The following is a 13,311-nucleotide window of genomic DNA, read 5'->3' as shown; positions in this document are numbered from 1 at the left end:
CAGGGCTCTGTATGCGGATCACGTGCGTCGCTGATCAACCTCCAGTTGCGCCCTCGTCAGAGGGAAGGCCGGATCGTAAGACGTGCCCGGGAAGACGCCGGCAGGACGCGGCGCGGAACGGGCGCCTCGCCGACCAGGCCTGCCGCGAAGGCCGCGACCAGCTCATGCGGTGTGGACGTGCTGAACGCAGCGACCCACAGGTACGGACCCGCGACTTCCGGCTGGGACCAGGCCTGCCAGCCGGGCATATCGGGGCGGGGGTCCTGGTCATGAATCCCGCCAGGAAGCGGCGCCCGGGTCATGCACGCCGTGAAGGAATCGTCCCAGAGCGTGAAGTTCGGGTCGTCCACGTCGCCCTGCCAGCCGCCGGGCACCAGCATCTCGGGGACGGCCTCGGGGCCGTCGAAACCCCACGCGGGTTCCGTGCGATCCGCAACGGCGAGGGCGAAGGTCGCAACGGCTTCGTAGGGCACGCCGCGGGTGAAGTAGGCCGTCCAGTTCACGGTGGCGCGCGACGAGTCCTCGCGTGCGGAGATCTCCCAGGCGACAGGCAGGTCAGCCAGCTCCGTGGTGAGCGGATCGGCCATGACCCATTCGGCACAGCGGAGTTGATCGGGGCTCGCGTAGAAGAGCGTCCGGCGTGCTGTGACCCAGTACGACCATCCGGCGCCGACGAGCTCGTCTCCCACACGTTCCGCCAGCTCTCCGTCGTCGCCGGCCAGGTGTCTCGGGCTGACCCAGAGCACGTCGACGCTCGGACGCTCTTCGGGCTGTTCCGCGTTCAGGGGCGCCTCCGGGGCTTCCACTGGATGGTCACTGGTCAGTGGCTCCTACTCCTCGGCGCGTCCTGGCCGGCACGACGGTGCGCGGGTGCCAGCCCAGCTCCTGGGCGGTGAGGGCCGGCAAGAAGCCCGCCTGTCCCGCCTCCCCGATGTAGATGACGGGGCTACCGTCGTGGCCCACGCCCAGCACGATGCCTCCCAGCGTGTGGGCGTAGGGGAATTCGGGGTTGATGGCCATGCGCACCGCGGTGCCGGGGGCGTAGCGCGAAAGGTGCTCGATGATCTCGGTGTTGGTGGGGTCACTGGCGATGGGACGCACGGAGCCTCCGGGGCTGGTTGTTGAAGAGCTGGCTGGGGAGTCGTGCTCGACGATCTGGGCTTCAGGCCGGACGTGAGGTGGAGATGACGGCGGCGACCACCGAGGCGACGAGATGAGCTGGGGTTTCGACGTCGAAGCCGATGCTGTAGCCGGGCACGGTTGCCGTTCCCGTGACGGCCAGCCGCCATCCCTCATCGCTTTGGCCCGGTCGGCCGTCGGGGAACCAGCCGAGGTAGAGGCGCCCGTCCTTACTGGCGATGTGCATGTCGGCTCTGTCGTCCACCACGAAGTGGAAGTCCTCGGCCGTGAACTGGTCGATCACCTGGGAGGGCTGGCCCCGTCCGAGCATCCACGTCCGGATCCGCAGGGCCTCGATGGTCGTGGAGAAGCCGGGGCGTCCTATCTCGACGGTCATGCGTGAACACCTCTCTGACCTGCGGTTTCGGGGAAGGGGTCAACCTTGACATGGGTCGGCCGGTCGCTCCAGAGGTGTGCGCGTCTTACCCGTCTGCCGTGAGCGATGTCCGGACAGAACAGAGCGAGGGCGGCACCCCTGATGGGGTGCCGCCCTCGCTCGGCGTTCTTCGATTGTGAATGGGGCTCCGCGCCCAACGCACGACGGTGGCGGTACGTGTCGCCGCCTGGATACACACAGTGCGCCGGAGATGGCAGCGGCTTGCTGTGCGACTTCGGTAGGGTGCTGCTCTTCACGGAGGGAAGCCCATGAACGACGAACCCCTCGACCGGTGGGCCGCACGCCGCCAAGGGCGCCTGCGTGCACCCGGCGAGCTCAAGGCCGTCACGCTCGGAAGTGGCCCGCATCGCGCGGCCCATGTGAACCCCGATGCCCCGCGCATGATCTTGGAGTGGGACGGTTTTGCCTGGCAGGCGCTGATGATCGTGGACGACTTCGCGGAGGCGTGTCGGATCCTCTACCCGACACCCCAGCCGCAGCAGCGCGCGCAGCCAGCGCCGCCGAAGCAGCCAGGCCGCCACCGCAAGCCCTGACTAGGCGGCCTATCCGGAGACCCCACGGGAGACTCGCTGATGCCCGCCGGCTGTTCGCCACCTGCGTCCGGTCCAGCTACACCACCCGACGAGATCCCACCAAGGGCCGGTGGGCGAGCAGCTTCACCGCGGCGCCGGTCAACGTCACCGTCGTCCACTCCCTCCCGCTCCGGGTCAGTAGCCGCGCCGCCTCCAGCCGGTGAAGCCGGTGCGAAGCACTGCTACTGCTGGCCAGCCCAACCCTCTCCCCGAGCTCCCGCACCGTGAGGCCAACCCCGCACTCGGCCAGATGATCGCGGAGCGCTTCGAGGATTGCCCACTGCCTGGGCGTGATCCGGTTCACGCGGCGCGCGCCCAACGATCCGCACGTGCCTGCCGCAGCAGCTCCACTCGTGCGGCCGTCGAGCGCCCCGGCATCGTCCAGAAGGGGTGAGCCGCGATGTCGCAGGAGAGCTGGATGAGCCGGCGCCGGTGCAGGCTGGTGCCCATTCCGGCAGGCGTGACGGCCATAGCCTCGTACGTACACAACCAGGCTGTTTGCAGCGCCAGGAGATCGTCAGGAAAACGGATGAACTGCATCCGTCCATTCAAACACGCATTCGAATCTATGTGCGACTTGAACGCTGAGGCCGTGGGTCACGGTCAGCTGTCCTGTTGCCCTGTGACAGCGAACCTTGATCGCGTGCCATCGAAAATTCACTGACCGGCGTAGTGGCGTGAGGTCCCGCTGTCGTGAGACATGGCTCTGGCCCGGGCCGCCTCCCAGTCGGGAGGCGGCCCGGGCCAGTGCGAAGCCAGGTTCTGTGGATCTGCCCGCCGAACGGGCCGAGGGGTCAGGCGCCGGCTTCTTCGACCGCGAAGGCCCACAAGGCGTCTTCATCGTCCTGGTTCTCGGGCAGTTCACCTTGGGGGCTCAGGCCGTCAACGAGCGCGGGAAGCTCCTGGGCCAGGTAGTCGGCGTACTCCTGGACCGAGAGGTTCAGCTCAGCGGCGAGGTCGTTCAAGGACTCTGCGGGCAGGGCCCTAAGCAGCTCCTGCCCGGTGATCGGGAGGTTGGTGACGTCCGGGCTCATCCAGGAGCCCACCTGGTCGGCATAGCCCTGGTCGGCCAGATGTACGAGCAGGACTTCCATGTCGTCCGGGGCCCCGGCGTTGTCTGCGGTCACTGGCTCTTCCCCTTCTCCGAGGCCTCACGGCCCAGTTCGCGCAGCCTGCTGCGGGCGCCGCTACCGGCCCCGCCGAGATGCCTGGCAACCGACCCGGCCGCCCTCCCGGACACGGTCTCGGGAGGGTTCGCCTCGCTGACGGTAATCGTGCGTCGCTCGTGGATGCTCCCGTGCAGCTCGTCGACTGCACCCTTCGCGGCCTCAGGCGTGGCCATCTCCACGAAGCCGAAGCCCTTGCTCCGGCCCGTGTGGAAGTCACGGATGACCTTGACGAACGACACCTCCCCCGCCCTCGTGAACAGCTCCCTCAGCCCGTCGTCATCAACGCTGTAGGACAGACCTCCGACGTACAACCGTTTGTTCACCAAGGCTCCAGACCGATAGATCAACACCAATACGCGCCGACCCTGTCCACGAGACGGACAGCGCAAACCGTAGAGGGGAAACCGGTCACTGCCCGGCGTGAACGCGACCAAACTTCGATGGCACACGATCAAGGTTCGCTGTCACAGGACACCTGTTGTCCCGTGACAGGGAACTTTGATCAATGCCATCGAAGTTTGATCATCAGCTAGCTCGTGCCATCGGATCTTGATCAGGCAGGTAAGGGGGTGCTGCGAGTGGCCGTGCTTGCCCACGTCCAGCTGCCCGCGCGGAGCTACTGAGCACCACTCCCGGGACGTGCAGAGGTAGGGCGAGGTGCTGCCCGGCAGAAGCTCCATGGCCGATTTCCAGCAGGAGTGGACCGCATTCGCGCCATTCCCGTGTCTGGGAGCATTCCCCCGGTCTGGCGCTCACGCGCTGGATAGGGTCGTCGTTTCGCGGCGCCGTAGATCATCGGTGTCCGCTCAGACCTACCCTCAGGAGAAGAGATGACCGCGGAAGATGTTGCAGCACAGGTAACAGCGCCGACGAAGGTGTCGGAGCTGAGCAAGGGCGGCTACGTGATGCTGAAGGGGCGGGCCTGCAAGATCGTGAGCGTGGATGCCGCCGACCCGCGCGTGAACATCGTGGGCGTCGACCTGTTCAGCGGCAAGAAGTACGAGGAGAAGTTTGCGGCCGACGCGACCGTGGAAGTGCCCATCCTCGAGCGGACTGAGTACATCCTGCTGGGCATCTCTGAGGACCGGTACCTTCGGCTGATTGCCGACGACGGCGACCTCAACGAAAACGTGCGAGTTGACGATGAGCGCGAAGCCAAGGCCGTACAGAAGCTCTTTGACGAGAACACGGACGGCGCCCGCGTAACGGTGTTCTCCTTTGACGGAGAAGAACGTCTCGCCTGGTAGCGAAGCCAACCCGGCAGCCCAGGCATCAGGGCGGGTGGGTCGCGCCACGTTTTGATCCGCGTGATGCCGTGCACGCTTGAGATAGCTGACGCCCACTCGGCGCCGGGGAGCCCAGTCGATAGCTCCCGCGACCAGGTCCGTGGGCACGACGATTCGACGGGCGGTACATCGTGATGCGATGTACCGCCCGTCGGCGTCTTGGCCCGAACCACTCAAGCATCGATGTCGCAGGACATCAGCTGCCACCACGTGTCGGAGGACGGCGGAAGGTGTCCGGCACGGCGGGCTTCGCGGCTGGTATGGCCGTCGTCGGATTGCCGGGGCTCACCCCCTGTATCGCTACAGGCGCTGCGGAGAGAGGGCGGGCGGCCCCCAGGGCCGTACGTCGTTCGATTCGTCCGAGCTGTTCGATGGGGAGGGCCGGGTGAGCGGGGGTGGACAAGACCGTGTAGCCGGCGTTGGCCAGCTCCGCGTATGACGCAAGGTGCAGTTCGGCGCTCAGCTGCGTGCCGGTCTCTTCTGGGAGAGCGAAGAGTTCCAGATCGCCGATCATGGTCGGCCCGAAGCCATACCGTTCCAGTACGGCAACGGCATGGGGCAGGTCCTTGAACACGGCAACCCACAGCGGATGCGAACTACCGGGAGTCTGCCCGTAAAGGATGTCGGGCTCGATCGAGTCAGGCATGGAGCTCCTGGGATAGGCGGAGGCCAGCGTGGGCTGGCCGTCTGTTCTGCGTGGAGGGTGTCGGCGAAGGAGCGGTCAGTGGGTCGTTCGCTCTGTCCGCCGGCGCAAGGCCCAGACGGCTCCGCCGCCGGCGATGATCAGGCCCCCGGCCAGGACGCCGATCCATCGGGCTGCGCCACCCCCTGTGTTGGCGAGGGAGCCAGTCGGCGCGGGGGTGGTGGTGCTCGACGCCGTCTCGGCGACCGTGGGCGTGCTTGACGGGGATGCGGAGGCCGTCGCCGCAGGGGTGACCGAAGTACTCGGCTTGGGCGAGGCCGGGGAGGTCGGCGGCGTGCTGGTCGGGGGCTTGGCAGGCGGGATCTTCGAGTTGGTGAACTCTGCGGTGACCTGTGCGCCCGGCTTCGCGGTGACGGTCACCGGCTTGGCCGACAGCTGGTATCCGCCCGGAGCCTTCGTCTCGGTGGCGATGTAGGCGGTGCCTGCTCGTGCGAAGACCGGCAGCTTGGCCTTGGCGGTGCCGTCGGGTCCCGTGGTCAGGGTGACCGCCTCCCCCTTTGTGCCGGCAGGTGTCACGTTGATCACCGCGCCGGGCAAGGGCTTGCCGGTCTCCTTGTCGGTCTTCTTGACGATCAGATCGGCCACCTTGAACGGGTCGATGATCACCAGGGGTGTGACGGCATCCGTGATGATGACGTCCTGGTCAGCGACGGTGTCGTGGATCGGGCTCCCGCTGGCGGTCTCCTTGAGGCGGTAGGCCCCGGGCATAAGGCCGTCGAGGCGCAGGAGGCCATCGGCGCCGGTCTTCCCTTCGGCCGCCGGCTTGCCGGAGGCGTCGAGGAGGGCGAAGGAAGCGCCGGCGAGAACGTCTCCGGCCGGTCCTTCTTCTGGATCTCAATCCCGCCCGTCGTCGCGGAGCGCTCGGTCGGGGTCGGCGGCGGGGTGGACGGGTCGGGGCTCGCGTTGGCGTGGGCGAAGGGAATGGTGGCGGTCAGCGCGGTGAGGGTGAGGACTGGGGCTGTGCGGCGGCTGGGCAAGTGGTGCTGCTCCTGGTGGTGGGTGGTGGGGGTGGCGGCTGCTCGGGAAGAGCGGTCTACCGTGCTGGGGACATCGGGTGGAAGTGGGTGACTGTCCTACTGACGTGCGGTTCATCGCCTGGGGGTGGTCACGGACTTCGCTGGTGTGGCCTGGAGGGTCGGGGCCGCGGCTGACCGGACAGCTCCCCGAGGGCGTTTCGGGGGGAACCAGAGGTCGGCGTAGCCCGTGATGGCCTCCCTCAGTGGCGTCCAGTCGCCTCCTGACCAGCCGGGTCCGCCCTTGGCGGTGGTGTAGTCGGTGAAGACGCCGTGCCCGCTGAGGCCCGGGTAGCTGCCGGCGGCTTGGTCGCGGCGCTGGAAGGTTCGGTGTTCAGCGAAGGACAGGACCACGTCGTCGATCGTGCCCTTGTCTTCGTGGAGGATCCGGACGCGCAGTCCCCCGTACTCGCCCTGGCGGATGGTCGGATGGAAGTCGACTCGCAGGCGCAGTGAGCTCCGGGGACTGGGCGTCGCGTAGTAGCTCTGTCCGATGACCGTGCCGCCGGGGAGGCTGAGGGCGAGTTCCTGGTCGAAGAACCAGCGTGGCTGTAGGGACAATTCAGCAGCTCCAGAGGTTCAGGTTCAGGGGCCCGGCCGGCGGGTGGGCGCGGGGAGGCGCGCGCTCGGTGCGGTGCTGGTCGACCAGCGCGGGACGCTGTGTGTGCGGGCGCTGGGCAGTGTTCGGGGGCGGGAACGGGCGACGTCGAGAGGTGTCGGTGCCTTGGGCGGGGCCGGTCGCACTGGGGTGAGCTCGGCGCGCTCGCGCAGCACCTTTGGCATCTCCTGCTCCCAGCGCAGGATCGGGGCCGGATCCGCAATCGCCGCGGTGATCGCGGTGACGAGGTTGACGGGGGTCTCGGAGGAGGCCGTCGCGTACCAGCGGTGCCATCCCTGCGGGCCACCCCAGATGAGCCACCGGGCGTCCAGGGTGGTGAACTCCATCTCGGGGTCGAGGTCACCGGTGGTGAAGGCGACGCCCGCAAGTTTGTCGGGCGACGTCCATTCGAGGGTCCGTTCTTCAGCACGGGTCAGCTTCCACCCGTTGTGGATCAGCGGAACGAGCCCGTCGTAGGCGCTCCCCTTCATGTGGGGAAGGTAGGTCTGGGGTCCTTCGGTGTAGCTCTGCGCGAGGGCTTCGGTGAACGCGGTGACGAACTCGGTGGGCGCTGTGTCGCTGAAGCAGACGCCCCAGACAGGGGCGGCGTGCGGGTCGCGGTAGGCGGAGATCCGCCAGAGGCCGTCGTCCTCGCCTTCGGGGAGGTAGCCGAGTCGGACGCGTCGGTTGGGTGCGGTCACGTAGCAGTTGCCGAGGTCATCGTGTTCGAGTGGCCAGCCCAGGTCGCGCAGGGGCTGAAGCCCTGGGTCTCCGATCGCGGTGGAGCCGGCGAGGTAGCGGGGGGTGACGTAGACATCGCCGTCGAGGTCTTCGGCTTCGGCGCCGGGGAGACTCTCCCCCATCAGTTCTGTCCCCCGGTGCTGCTGACGGGTTTCCCCGGCGTGGGGCGGACGACGACCGTGATGTGGTCCTGGGCTTCCTGGATACGGGCGGCGGCCTGGGCCGCGTCCGCTGCGGTCACGACGACGAGGCCGACCCGGGCGACATCGACGTCGCCCTCGGGAGGCAGGACGACCTGGTCGCCGACCGCGCTGATCCAGCTGACCTGAGCCAGCCAGTCCGCGTCGAGCAGGCTGGGGTCGATGCCGCGCTCGATGACGGTTCCCGAGACATCGGGGTAGAGCAGGCGTACGGCAGCAGCCTGCCGGCGGGTGGGGGTGAGGTCGGGTGCGATACCAAGGGCGAGGTCTGCGGCGGCGCGGGGCAGGTCGATGCCCGTCGCGAGCTGGACCAGGCGGCCGATCAGGTCGCCGCCGATCCGCTGGTTGACCTCAATGATCCGTGGGCCGGTCGCGGTGAGCCGGAGCTCGACGTGGGAGATGCCGGTCGTCACCCCGAGGGCGGCCACGGCGGCCGTGGCGATCGGGCCGGCCTCGGCGAGCAGCGGGTCGGCCGCGTCCACGCTGTGGCCGGTCTCCTCGAAGTAGGGCTCGAAACCCAGCTCCTTGCGCGTGACGGCCACGGCGGTGGTCTGGCCCTGGTGGGTGACGCACTCGACGGAGATCTCCGGCCCGTCGAGGTACTCCTCGACCAGGACGTCGTTGGAGTCGCCGCCGTGCAGGTTTGCCCCGGCGGTCGCGAACTCGTACGCCTCCGGGAGCTCTTCGGCCTTGTCCACCCGGATCACGCCGACACTGCCTGCCTGACCAGCTGGCTTGAGCACCACGGGGTAGCCGATGGATTCCGCCGCGAGGGCGCTCTCCAGGAGGGAGACCACCTTGATGGACTGCGCGGAGGGAACGCGATGGCGGGCGAACTGGGCACGGCTGGTGGCCTTGTCGCGGCAAGCATGGAGGACCTGGGGGTCGTCGGTGAGGACGCCCAGGTGCTGGGCCAGGTGCGCGGTCGCGACGAGGAGCGTCTCGTTCCAGGTGACGACTGCGGCAACGGGGTTGCGCGCGGCGAGGAGTTCGCCCGCGCTCAGCAGGGCATGGCGGTCGTACGGATCGGCCGTCTCGTGGTCGATGACCAGCTCGTGCTCCCAGGTGATGGGGCTCGGGGTGATGACGACGGTGTCGTAGGCGGCGGCTACCGCCTGCAGGCAGTAGCCCCGGTAGAGGAAGTCGTTGGGGGCGACCACCAGGACGACGGGGCGGGAGGGGGCGGTGTGAGTGGAAGACAAGGGTCGGAAGGGTCCCGTTCTAGAGGTTCGTTGGAGGCGGTGGCCCGCTCTCGGTGCCGGATCAGCGCGGGCCGGGAAAGTGGGCGGGTGGCTACTCCGGCGCGACGGAGGCCATCGGGTGGGTCAGACTTCGGGTGCCCGGAGAGGACGACCGGTTCGGTGGCCGCCTGACCGGAGCGGGCCTGCCACCCGGTCGCTGCTCGACGTCGGCCGGATGCTGGCGGAGCTCGGGCAGTGGAGCTTCGCCAGGAGGTGTCGTGATTCCGGCACGGGCAGTCGCGGCTTCGGCGAGCACGCGTAGGTCGTGCACGAGTCCGGCGGGGACGAGCAGCGACTGGGCGAGGGATTCCGCTTCGGGCCCGGGAAGGCTGTGGAGCCGTGAGGTGAGGCTTCGTAGAAGGCTTGCGGCGGCCACGGCCTGGTCGGTGCTGAACGACGAGGTGTGGCGGTTCGGGGACGGCATGGCTCTCCGTGGGTCGGGGCTCAAGCGGCTACCGGTTCGAGTGCTGGTCTGTTCGTGTCGTGCAGGGCGGGATCGCGGCGCAGGCGCCAGAACGCGGTGGCCAGGCCGATGGCCTGGAGAGCTGCGCAGCCGGTCATGACGTGGCCGAGGGCTGCGGGCGGGGTGATGGCGACGAGTACGCCGGCGATCGGGAAGGGCAGCAGCATGATCAGGATGGTGATGCTGAGGGTGGCGCCGAAGACGTCGCGCGGGATGAGGCGGGAGCGCAGAGTGCGCAGGACCACGGTCATGGCGCCTTCGCCGGCCATCAGGACGGCGACGAGGACCAGGAAGGGCGTGTAGGCGTCGGCCTGGGAGACGGCGATGCCGCCGAGAGAGGCGATCAGGGCTCCCGCTGTGCCGACGGGCCAGAGCCCGAAGCGGTCGATGGCGAATCGGGACAGGGTCGTTGCGAGGAGGGCGGCCGTCGCGGCGGCGGACCAGATGAGGCCGACGGACGCGGTGCTGAGGCCGAAGTTCTGTACGACGATCACGGGGGCCGCGGCCTGGAGGAGGCCGGTGGCGAAGTTGCTGACGGTCAGGCCTGCGATCAACCATCCGAGGGCAGGGAGTGCCCTGAGGGTCGACCAGCCCATGCGCAGGCCCTGGCGGACGGTTGTGTTCTCGGGGTTGGGCTGGGTCCGGCGGGCCCGGGGAGAGGTGACGGCGGCCAGGAGTGAGAGCGCGCCGATGGTGACGAGCAGGGTCTGCTGGCCGGCGTACTGGAGGAGGAAGGCGCCGGCGGCGGGTCCGGCGAGGGTGGCGGACTGGTCGATGCTGAGCAGTACGGACTGCACGCGGTGCTCGACTCGGCCTGGTTCCCGGCTGGCGGCGCCGCCGGCGGTCTCCGCGGCGACGTAGGAGTATTCGGTGAGGACGCCGATGACGGCGGCGAGGGCCATCACCGAGATGGTGGTGATGAGCTTGTCGTCGATGAAGGTCAGGGCCAGGACCGCCGTGGTGACGACGAGAGTCCGGATGGTCGTCGCCGTACGGAAGACTCGAGCCGCGCCGTGGCGGTCGACGGCTGCGCCTGCACCGACGAATGCTCCGATCCGGGGAATCCATTCCAGGACGAAGGCGAGGCCGGTCAGCATGGCCGAGGACGTGGTGGCCAGGACGAGCAGCGGGATCCCGTAGGTGCCCAGGTTGAACGCGGCGGCATCCATGGTCCGCGGCAGGTAGATGCGGCGGAAGATGCCGTGGTCGGGCAGGCGGGCGTGGCGGCCACCAGCGGCTCTGTGACGGGTCATGATCACTTTCAGTCGGGGTGTGGCCGATGGGTGGTGGCCGGGAGTCTTCAGCCCTCGTGGCCCGGCGCTGGTGCGCCGGGAGCGTGCCGCTTGGAGGGGCCCGTTGCTAGGCGGAGCGCCGGGGTACCGCTCCGGGCAGGGCGGCTCCCTTCGCTACGCCGGGGATAGCCGCCTGCACCTTGGCCACAGGCGGGGCAGGCCGTGTGTGCCGCACGCGCTGGACGAGTGCGGTGTTCGCGGTGGCCCAGGCCTGCAGTTCGGCCAGCGGTCCTCGCAGTTCGCGTCCGGTGTCGGTCAAGATCCACGGGACGCGTGCGCCTTGGCGGACCAAGCCCGCGTCGACAGCTCGGGCGACCCGGCTGGCTTCGTACGGTGCATGGGGGTTGAGCAGCACGGTGACGGTGTTGGGGTCGCGCAGCAGGCCGAGGGTGGCTTCGACTCGGTTGACGAAGTCGCTTTGACCGCCGGGGTAGTCGTGTTGGCGGGCCCATCGGCCGAGCTGGTCGTACACGTCCGCAAGGCCAGTGCCCGCCTGCGTGAGCCTGAGCTGGCGCTCGCCGGTGCTGAGGGTCTCGCGGCGGAGGAGCCCACGGCGGCGCAGTCCGGCCACGGCCGTCTTCAGGACGTCGACCGGGATATCGGGGAACGTGGCCGGCAGGCTGCCTCGACGCCGGGCGACGGGCCCGTTGTCGTCGAGTTCGGTGATGATCCTCGTGGTCCACCGATAGCTGAGAAGCGTCGCCGCGCGCACGAGGGGTTCGGTCTCGGGGCTGGGCTGCGTCATCGGACGCGGCCTCCCATGGAGGACCCGGATCGGGGCCTGTCGGGGATCCCGTGGGAGAACAGGCCGAGGCGCTGCTGCACCGTGCTCTCCGGCGTGGCCACCGTCGATGCGGGCCGCTGGGAGGGCGAGCTGTTGGCGGCCCACATGACCGGGCGGCTGGGAGCGGAGGCGGGTACCCACAGCGGGTGCGGGGTGGCCTTGGCGCGGCCGGCGGCCCAGGTGGACAGGGCCTCGAAGGTGTTGGTGAGGGCTTCGCCCTGGCGGGAGAGCCGGTAGCTGCTGTGGCCGAGCCGGTCGACGAGGCCGTCCTCGACGAGCTGGCGCAGCGGCTGGTAGATCGGAGCTGTCGTGGTGGCGTGGTCGAGGACGACGTCGGCGAGATCGCGGCCCGAGGCGCTCGGCTGGGAGCGCAGGGCCCACAGCAGGGAGGTGGCGTACTTCGGCGTGATCAGCTTGAGGGTGTCCTCGGCGTTCTGGGCCGCGGGTATCCGCTCTGGCTCCAGTTCACCTGTGATCCGGTTGGGCTTCTTGATCTTGTCGAGGTGGGTGTCCCCGTAGGTTGCGAGGGCGGCGATGACCGTTCCCAGACTGCGTCCGCGTCCGGAGAGTTGGTAGGTGACGTGTCGGGCCGACTCCTCGTGCCGGTCGACGAGCCCGTCAGCGGTGAGCGTGGTCAGCCGGCCGGAGAGCTGGGCGTCGAAGAGCATCGGCAGCCGCGTCTTGATGTCGGTGTAGCGCAGGGGCTGTTCCCCGAGGGTCATCAGGGTCCACACGCTCCAGCGGGGGCTGAGCATGTCGAGGGCCTCGGTGACGCGGGAGAGGTCTTTCGCGATGGGGCGGGGCAGGCCGGGGGTAGCCACGGGAGGATCTCCTGAGCGTTTCGGGTCAGTGGGTGCGTGAGGAAGTGCTGGACACGGCGCGGGCGGCCTTCGCGACGGGCGGGTGCACGGGCGGCTCGGTGCGGCGCAGTCCCTGCAGCACGGCGGCGAGGGTCTTGGCGTGCACCTCGTGCGCGGTCACTGCGCGGTGCAGCCTCTCGGCGCTGTCGCGGATGTGGCCGGCCTCGAAGGAGCCGATGTCGCGGTCTTCGCCCGTGTACGTGCGCAGGCGGTCCAGCTGGAAGTCGATGCTGCGTTCGGCGAAGACCAGGTCCCCGTGGATGGTGAGGATGGCGCCGAGGAGGGTGGAGTCGGGACTCTGGGCGGCCGCTTGCTTGAGTTCGGTGAGCGGCTGGCCGAAGAGGGCTTCGATGCGGTTGCGGAGTTCGGACGAGGTCTGGTCGGACAGGTGGGTTCCTTCAGGGGTGTCGGGACCGGGCCGCGGGTGGGGCGGTGTTCGCCTTGGGGCTGGCCGTGGGGATGGCCTGGTGTCGGCGGGGGCCTGCGGCTTCTCGGCCGGGCATGCTGCGGAGCAGCCGGGTGAGGGCGGTGACGATCTCGGTGCGGGAGGTGAGTGCCGCTTTCATCCACTCGACGTCTGTGCGCAAGTCGCCGGCGTCGAGTTCACTCTGGTCGCGGTCGGGCGCGGTGGCCTGGTGGAGTCGGTCCCGCACGCGGTCCACGTGGGATTCGGCGACGGCGAGGAAGGAGCGCAGTTCCATCGCCCTAAACAGCGCGGGCCCTGCCTGGCCGGCGGTCGCCGTGCGGTGGAGCTCAGCAACCGGCCCGTTGAACGCGGCTTCGATCGCCTGGTCCTGACTGCTGGGCCGCAAG

The 13,311-nt window shown here is 69.0% G+C and carries 19 protein-coding genes; 2 read left to right on the top strand and 17 right to left on the bottom strand.

Annotated elements, in window-relative coordinates; all coding sequences use genetic code 11:
- Window positions 1–56: 56 nt before the first annotated feature.
- From OG904_RS30075 to OG904_RS30065, 3 genes are all read right to left on the bottom strand, one after another.
- Window positions 57–806: a DUF317 domain-containing protein gene (locus OG904_RS30075; protein WP_405496303.1), complete on the bottom strand. Its 750-nt coding sequence runs from the start codon at window positions 804–806 to the stop codon at window positions 57–59.
- Between the two features lie 7 nt (window positions 807–813).
- Window positions 814–1,101: a hypothetical protein gene (locus tag OG904_RS30070; protein ID WP_405496301.1), complete on the bottom strand. Its 288-nt coding sequence runs from the start codon at window positions 1,099–1,101 to the stop codon at window positions 814–816.
- Window positions 1,102–1,162: 61 nt separating this feature from the next.
- Window positions 1,163–1,516 carry a DUF317 domain-containing protein gene (locus tag OG904_RS30065; protein ID WP_327250973.1) on the bottom strand — a complete coding sequence of 118 codons (354 nt, stop codon included), beginning with the start codon at window positions 1,514–1,516 and terminating at the stop codon, window positions 1,163–1,165.
- Between the two features lie 308 nt (window positions 1,517–1,824).
- Between OG904_RS30065 and OG904_RS30060 the strand changes: the two genes are divergently transcribed.
- Entirely contained in the window at window positions 1,825–2,109 is a 285-nt protein-coding gene (locus OG904_RS30060; protein ID WP_405496299.1) for a DUF6087 family protein, read from the top strand.
- 76 nt (window positions 2,110–2,185) lie between these two features.
- On the opposite strand, the gene OG904_RS30055 is transcribed toward OG904_RS30060, so the two are convergent.
- The 4 genes from OG904_RS30055 to OG904_RS30040 all read right to left on the bottom strand — a co-directional run bounded on the left by OG904_RS30055 (window position 2,186) and on the right by OG904_RS30040 (window position 3,640).
- Entirely contained in the window at window positions 2,186–2,452 is a 267-nt protein-coding gene (locus tag OG904_RS30055; protein WP_405496298.1) for a LexA family protein, read from the bottom strand.
- On the bottom strand, window positions 2,449–2,688 hold the full coding sequence (locus tag OG904_RS30050) for a hypothetical protein (protein ID WP_405496297.1): 240 nt from the start codon (window positions 2,686–2,688) through the stop codon (window positions 2,449–2,451). Before OG904_RS30050 ends, OG904_RS30055 begins: the two co-directional genes overlap by 4 nt.
- 254 nt (window positions 2,689–2,942) lie before the next feature.
- Entirely contained in the window at window positions 2,943–3,275 is a 333-nt protein-coding gene (locus tag OG904_RS30045; protein WP_405496295.1) for a YidB family protein, read from the bottom strand.
- Window positions 3,272–3,640 carry an RNA recognition motif domain-containing protein gene (locus OG904_RS30040; protein ID WP_405496293.1) on the bottom strand — a complete coding sequence of 123 codons (369 nt, stop codon included), beginning with the start codon at window positions 3,638–3,640 and terminating at the stop codon, window positions 3,272–3,274. Before OG904_RS30040 ends, OG904_RS30045 begins: the two co-directional genes overlap by 4 nt.
- A gap of 507 nt (window positions 3,641–4,147) precedes the next feature.
- Here OG904_RS30040 and OG904_RS30035 point away from each other — a divergent pair.
- On the top strand, window positions 4,148–4,564 hold the full coding sequence (locus OG904_RS30035; RefSeq protein ID WP_405496291.1) for a hypothetical protein: 417 nt from the start codon (window positions 4,148–4,150) through the stop codon (window positions 4,562–4,564).
- A gap of 235 nt (window positions 4,565–4,799) precedes the next feature.
- Here the strand turns inward: OG904_RS30035 and OG904_RS30030 are convergent, their stop codons facing one another.
- From OG904_RS30030 to OG904_RS29985, 10 genes are all read right to left on the bottom strand, one after another.
- Window positions 4,800–5,249, bottom strand: coding sequence for a hypothetical protein (locus tag OG904_RS30030; RefSeq protein ID WP_405496289.1), 450 nt, complete (start codon window positions 5,247–5,249; stop codon window positions 4,800–4,802).
- 75 nt (window positions 5,250–5,324) lie between these two features.
- Complete coding sequence (locus OG904_RS30025; RefSeq protein ID WP_405496287.1) at window positions 5,325–6,014, bottom strand: prealbumin-like fold domain-containing protein; 690 nt, start codon at window positions 6,012–6,014, stop codon at window positions 5,325–5,327.
- Between the two features lie 380 nt (window positions 6,015–6,394).
- Window positions 6,395–6,880 (bottom strand): hypothetical protein, encoded by a 486-nt coding sequence (locus tag OG904_RS30020; protein WP_405496285.1) that lies wholly within the window; start codon window positions 6,878–6,880, stop codon window positions 6,395–6,397.
- Between the two features lie 24 nt (window positions 6,881–6,904).
- Window positions 6,905–7,780 carry a DUF317 domain-containing protein gene (locus OG904_RS30015; protein ID WP_405496283.1) on the bottom strand — a complete coding sequence of 292 codons (876 nt, stop codon included), beginning with the start codon at window positions 7,778–7,780 and terminating at the stop codon, window positions 6,905–6,907.
- Entirely contained in the window at window positions 7,780–9,060 is a 1,281-nt protein-coding gene (locus OG904_RS30010; RefSeq protein WP_405496281.1) for an acetyl-CoA carboxylase biotin carboxylase subunit family protein, read from the bottom strand. The genes OG904_RS30015 and OG904_RS30010 overlap by 1 nt, the downstream gene beginning before the upstream one ends.
- A 483-nt stretch (window positions 9,061–9,543) precedes the next feature.
- Entirely contained in the window at window positions 9,544–10,815 is a 1,272-nt protein-coding gene (locus OG904_RS30005) for an MFS transporter (protein WP_405496279.1), read from the bottom strand.
- Between the two features lie 106 nt (window positions 10,816–10,921).
- Entirely contained in the window at window positions 10,922–11,599 is a 678-nt protein-coding gene (locus OG904_RS30000) for a winged helix-turn-helix transcriptional regulator (protein ID WP_405496277.1), read from the bottom strand.
- Window positions 11,596–12,459, bottom strand: coding sequence for a winged helix-turn-helix transcriptional regulator (locus tag OG904_RS29995; RefSeq protein WP_405496275.1), 864 nt, complete (start codon window positions 12,457–12,459; stop codon window positions 11,596–11,598). The genes OG904_RS30000 and OG904_RS29995 overlap by 4 nt, the downstream gene beginning before the upstream one ends.
- Before the next feature lie 25 nt (window positions 12,460–12,484).
- A complete protein-coding gene (locus tag OG904_RS29990) occupies window positions 12,485–12,619 on the bottom strand; it encodes a hypothetical protein (RefSeq protein ID WP_328297252.1) in 135 nt (44 codons plus the stop codon).
- Between the two features lie 277 nt (window positions 12,620–12,896).
- The gene (locus tag OG904_RS29985) at window positions 12,897–13,310 is read right to left on the bottom strand and encodes a hypothetical protein (RefSeq protein WP_405496272.1); all 414 of its coding nucleotides are present in this window, start codon (window positions 13,308–13,310) and stop codon (window positions 12,897–12,899) included.
- Window position 13,311: the final 1 nt, after the last annotated feature.

The sequence above is a fragment of the Streptomyces sp. NBC_00096 genome, from assembly GCF_045041305.1.
Taxonomy (GTDB): domain Bacteria; phylum Actinomycetota; class Actinomycetes; order Streptomycetales; family Streptomycetaceae; genus Streptomyces.
The sequence above is the reverse complement of the archived record's forward strand: the minus strand, read 5'-3'. Positions and strand labels throughout refer to the sequence as shown.

Bases quoted from the DNA above. Each gene is read 5' to 3' on its own strand.
- OG904_RS30005 (WP_405496279.1), bottom strand. From the start codon at position 10,815: ATGACCCGTCACAGAGCCGCTGGTGGCCGCCACGCCCGCCTGCCCGAC.
- OG904_RS30015 (WP_405496283.1), bottom strand. From the start codon at position 7,780: ATGGGGGAGAGTCTCCCCGGCGCCGAAGCCGAAGACCTCGACGGCGAT.
- OG904_RS30050 (WP_405496297.1), bottom strand. From the start codon at position 2,688: ATGCAGTTCATCCGTTTTCCTGACGATCTCCTGGCGCTGCAAACAGCC.
- OG904_RS30000 (WP_405496277.1), bottom strand. From the start codon at position 11,599: ATGACGCAGCCCAGCCCCGAGACCGAACCCCTCGTGCGCGCGGCGACG.
- OG904_RS30030 (WP_405496289.1), bottom strand. From the start codon at position 5,249: ATGCCTGACTCGATCGAGCCCGACATCCTTTACGGGCAGACTCCCGGT.
- OG904_RS30065 (WP_327250973.1), bottom strand. From the start codon at position 1,516: ATGACCGTCGAGATAGGACGCCCCGGCTTCTCCACGACCATCGAGGCC.
- OG904_RS30060 (WP_405496299.1), top strand. From the start codon at position 1,825: ATGAACGACGAACCCCTCGACCGGTGGGCCGCACGCCGCCAAGGGCGC.
- OG904_RS30025 (WP_405496287.1), bottom strand. From the start codon at position 6,014: ATGCCCGGGGCCTACCGCCTCAAGGAGACCGCCAGCGGGAGCCCGATC.
- OG904_RS30035 (WP_405496291.1), top strand. From the start codon at position 4,148: ATGACCGCGGAAGATGTTGCAGCACAGGTAACAGCGCCGACGAAGGTG.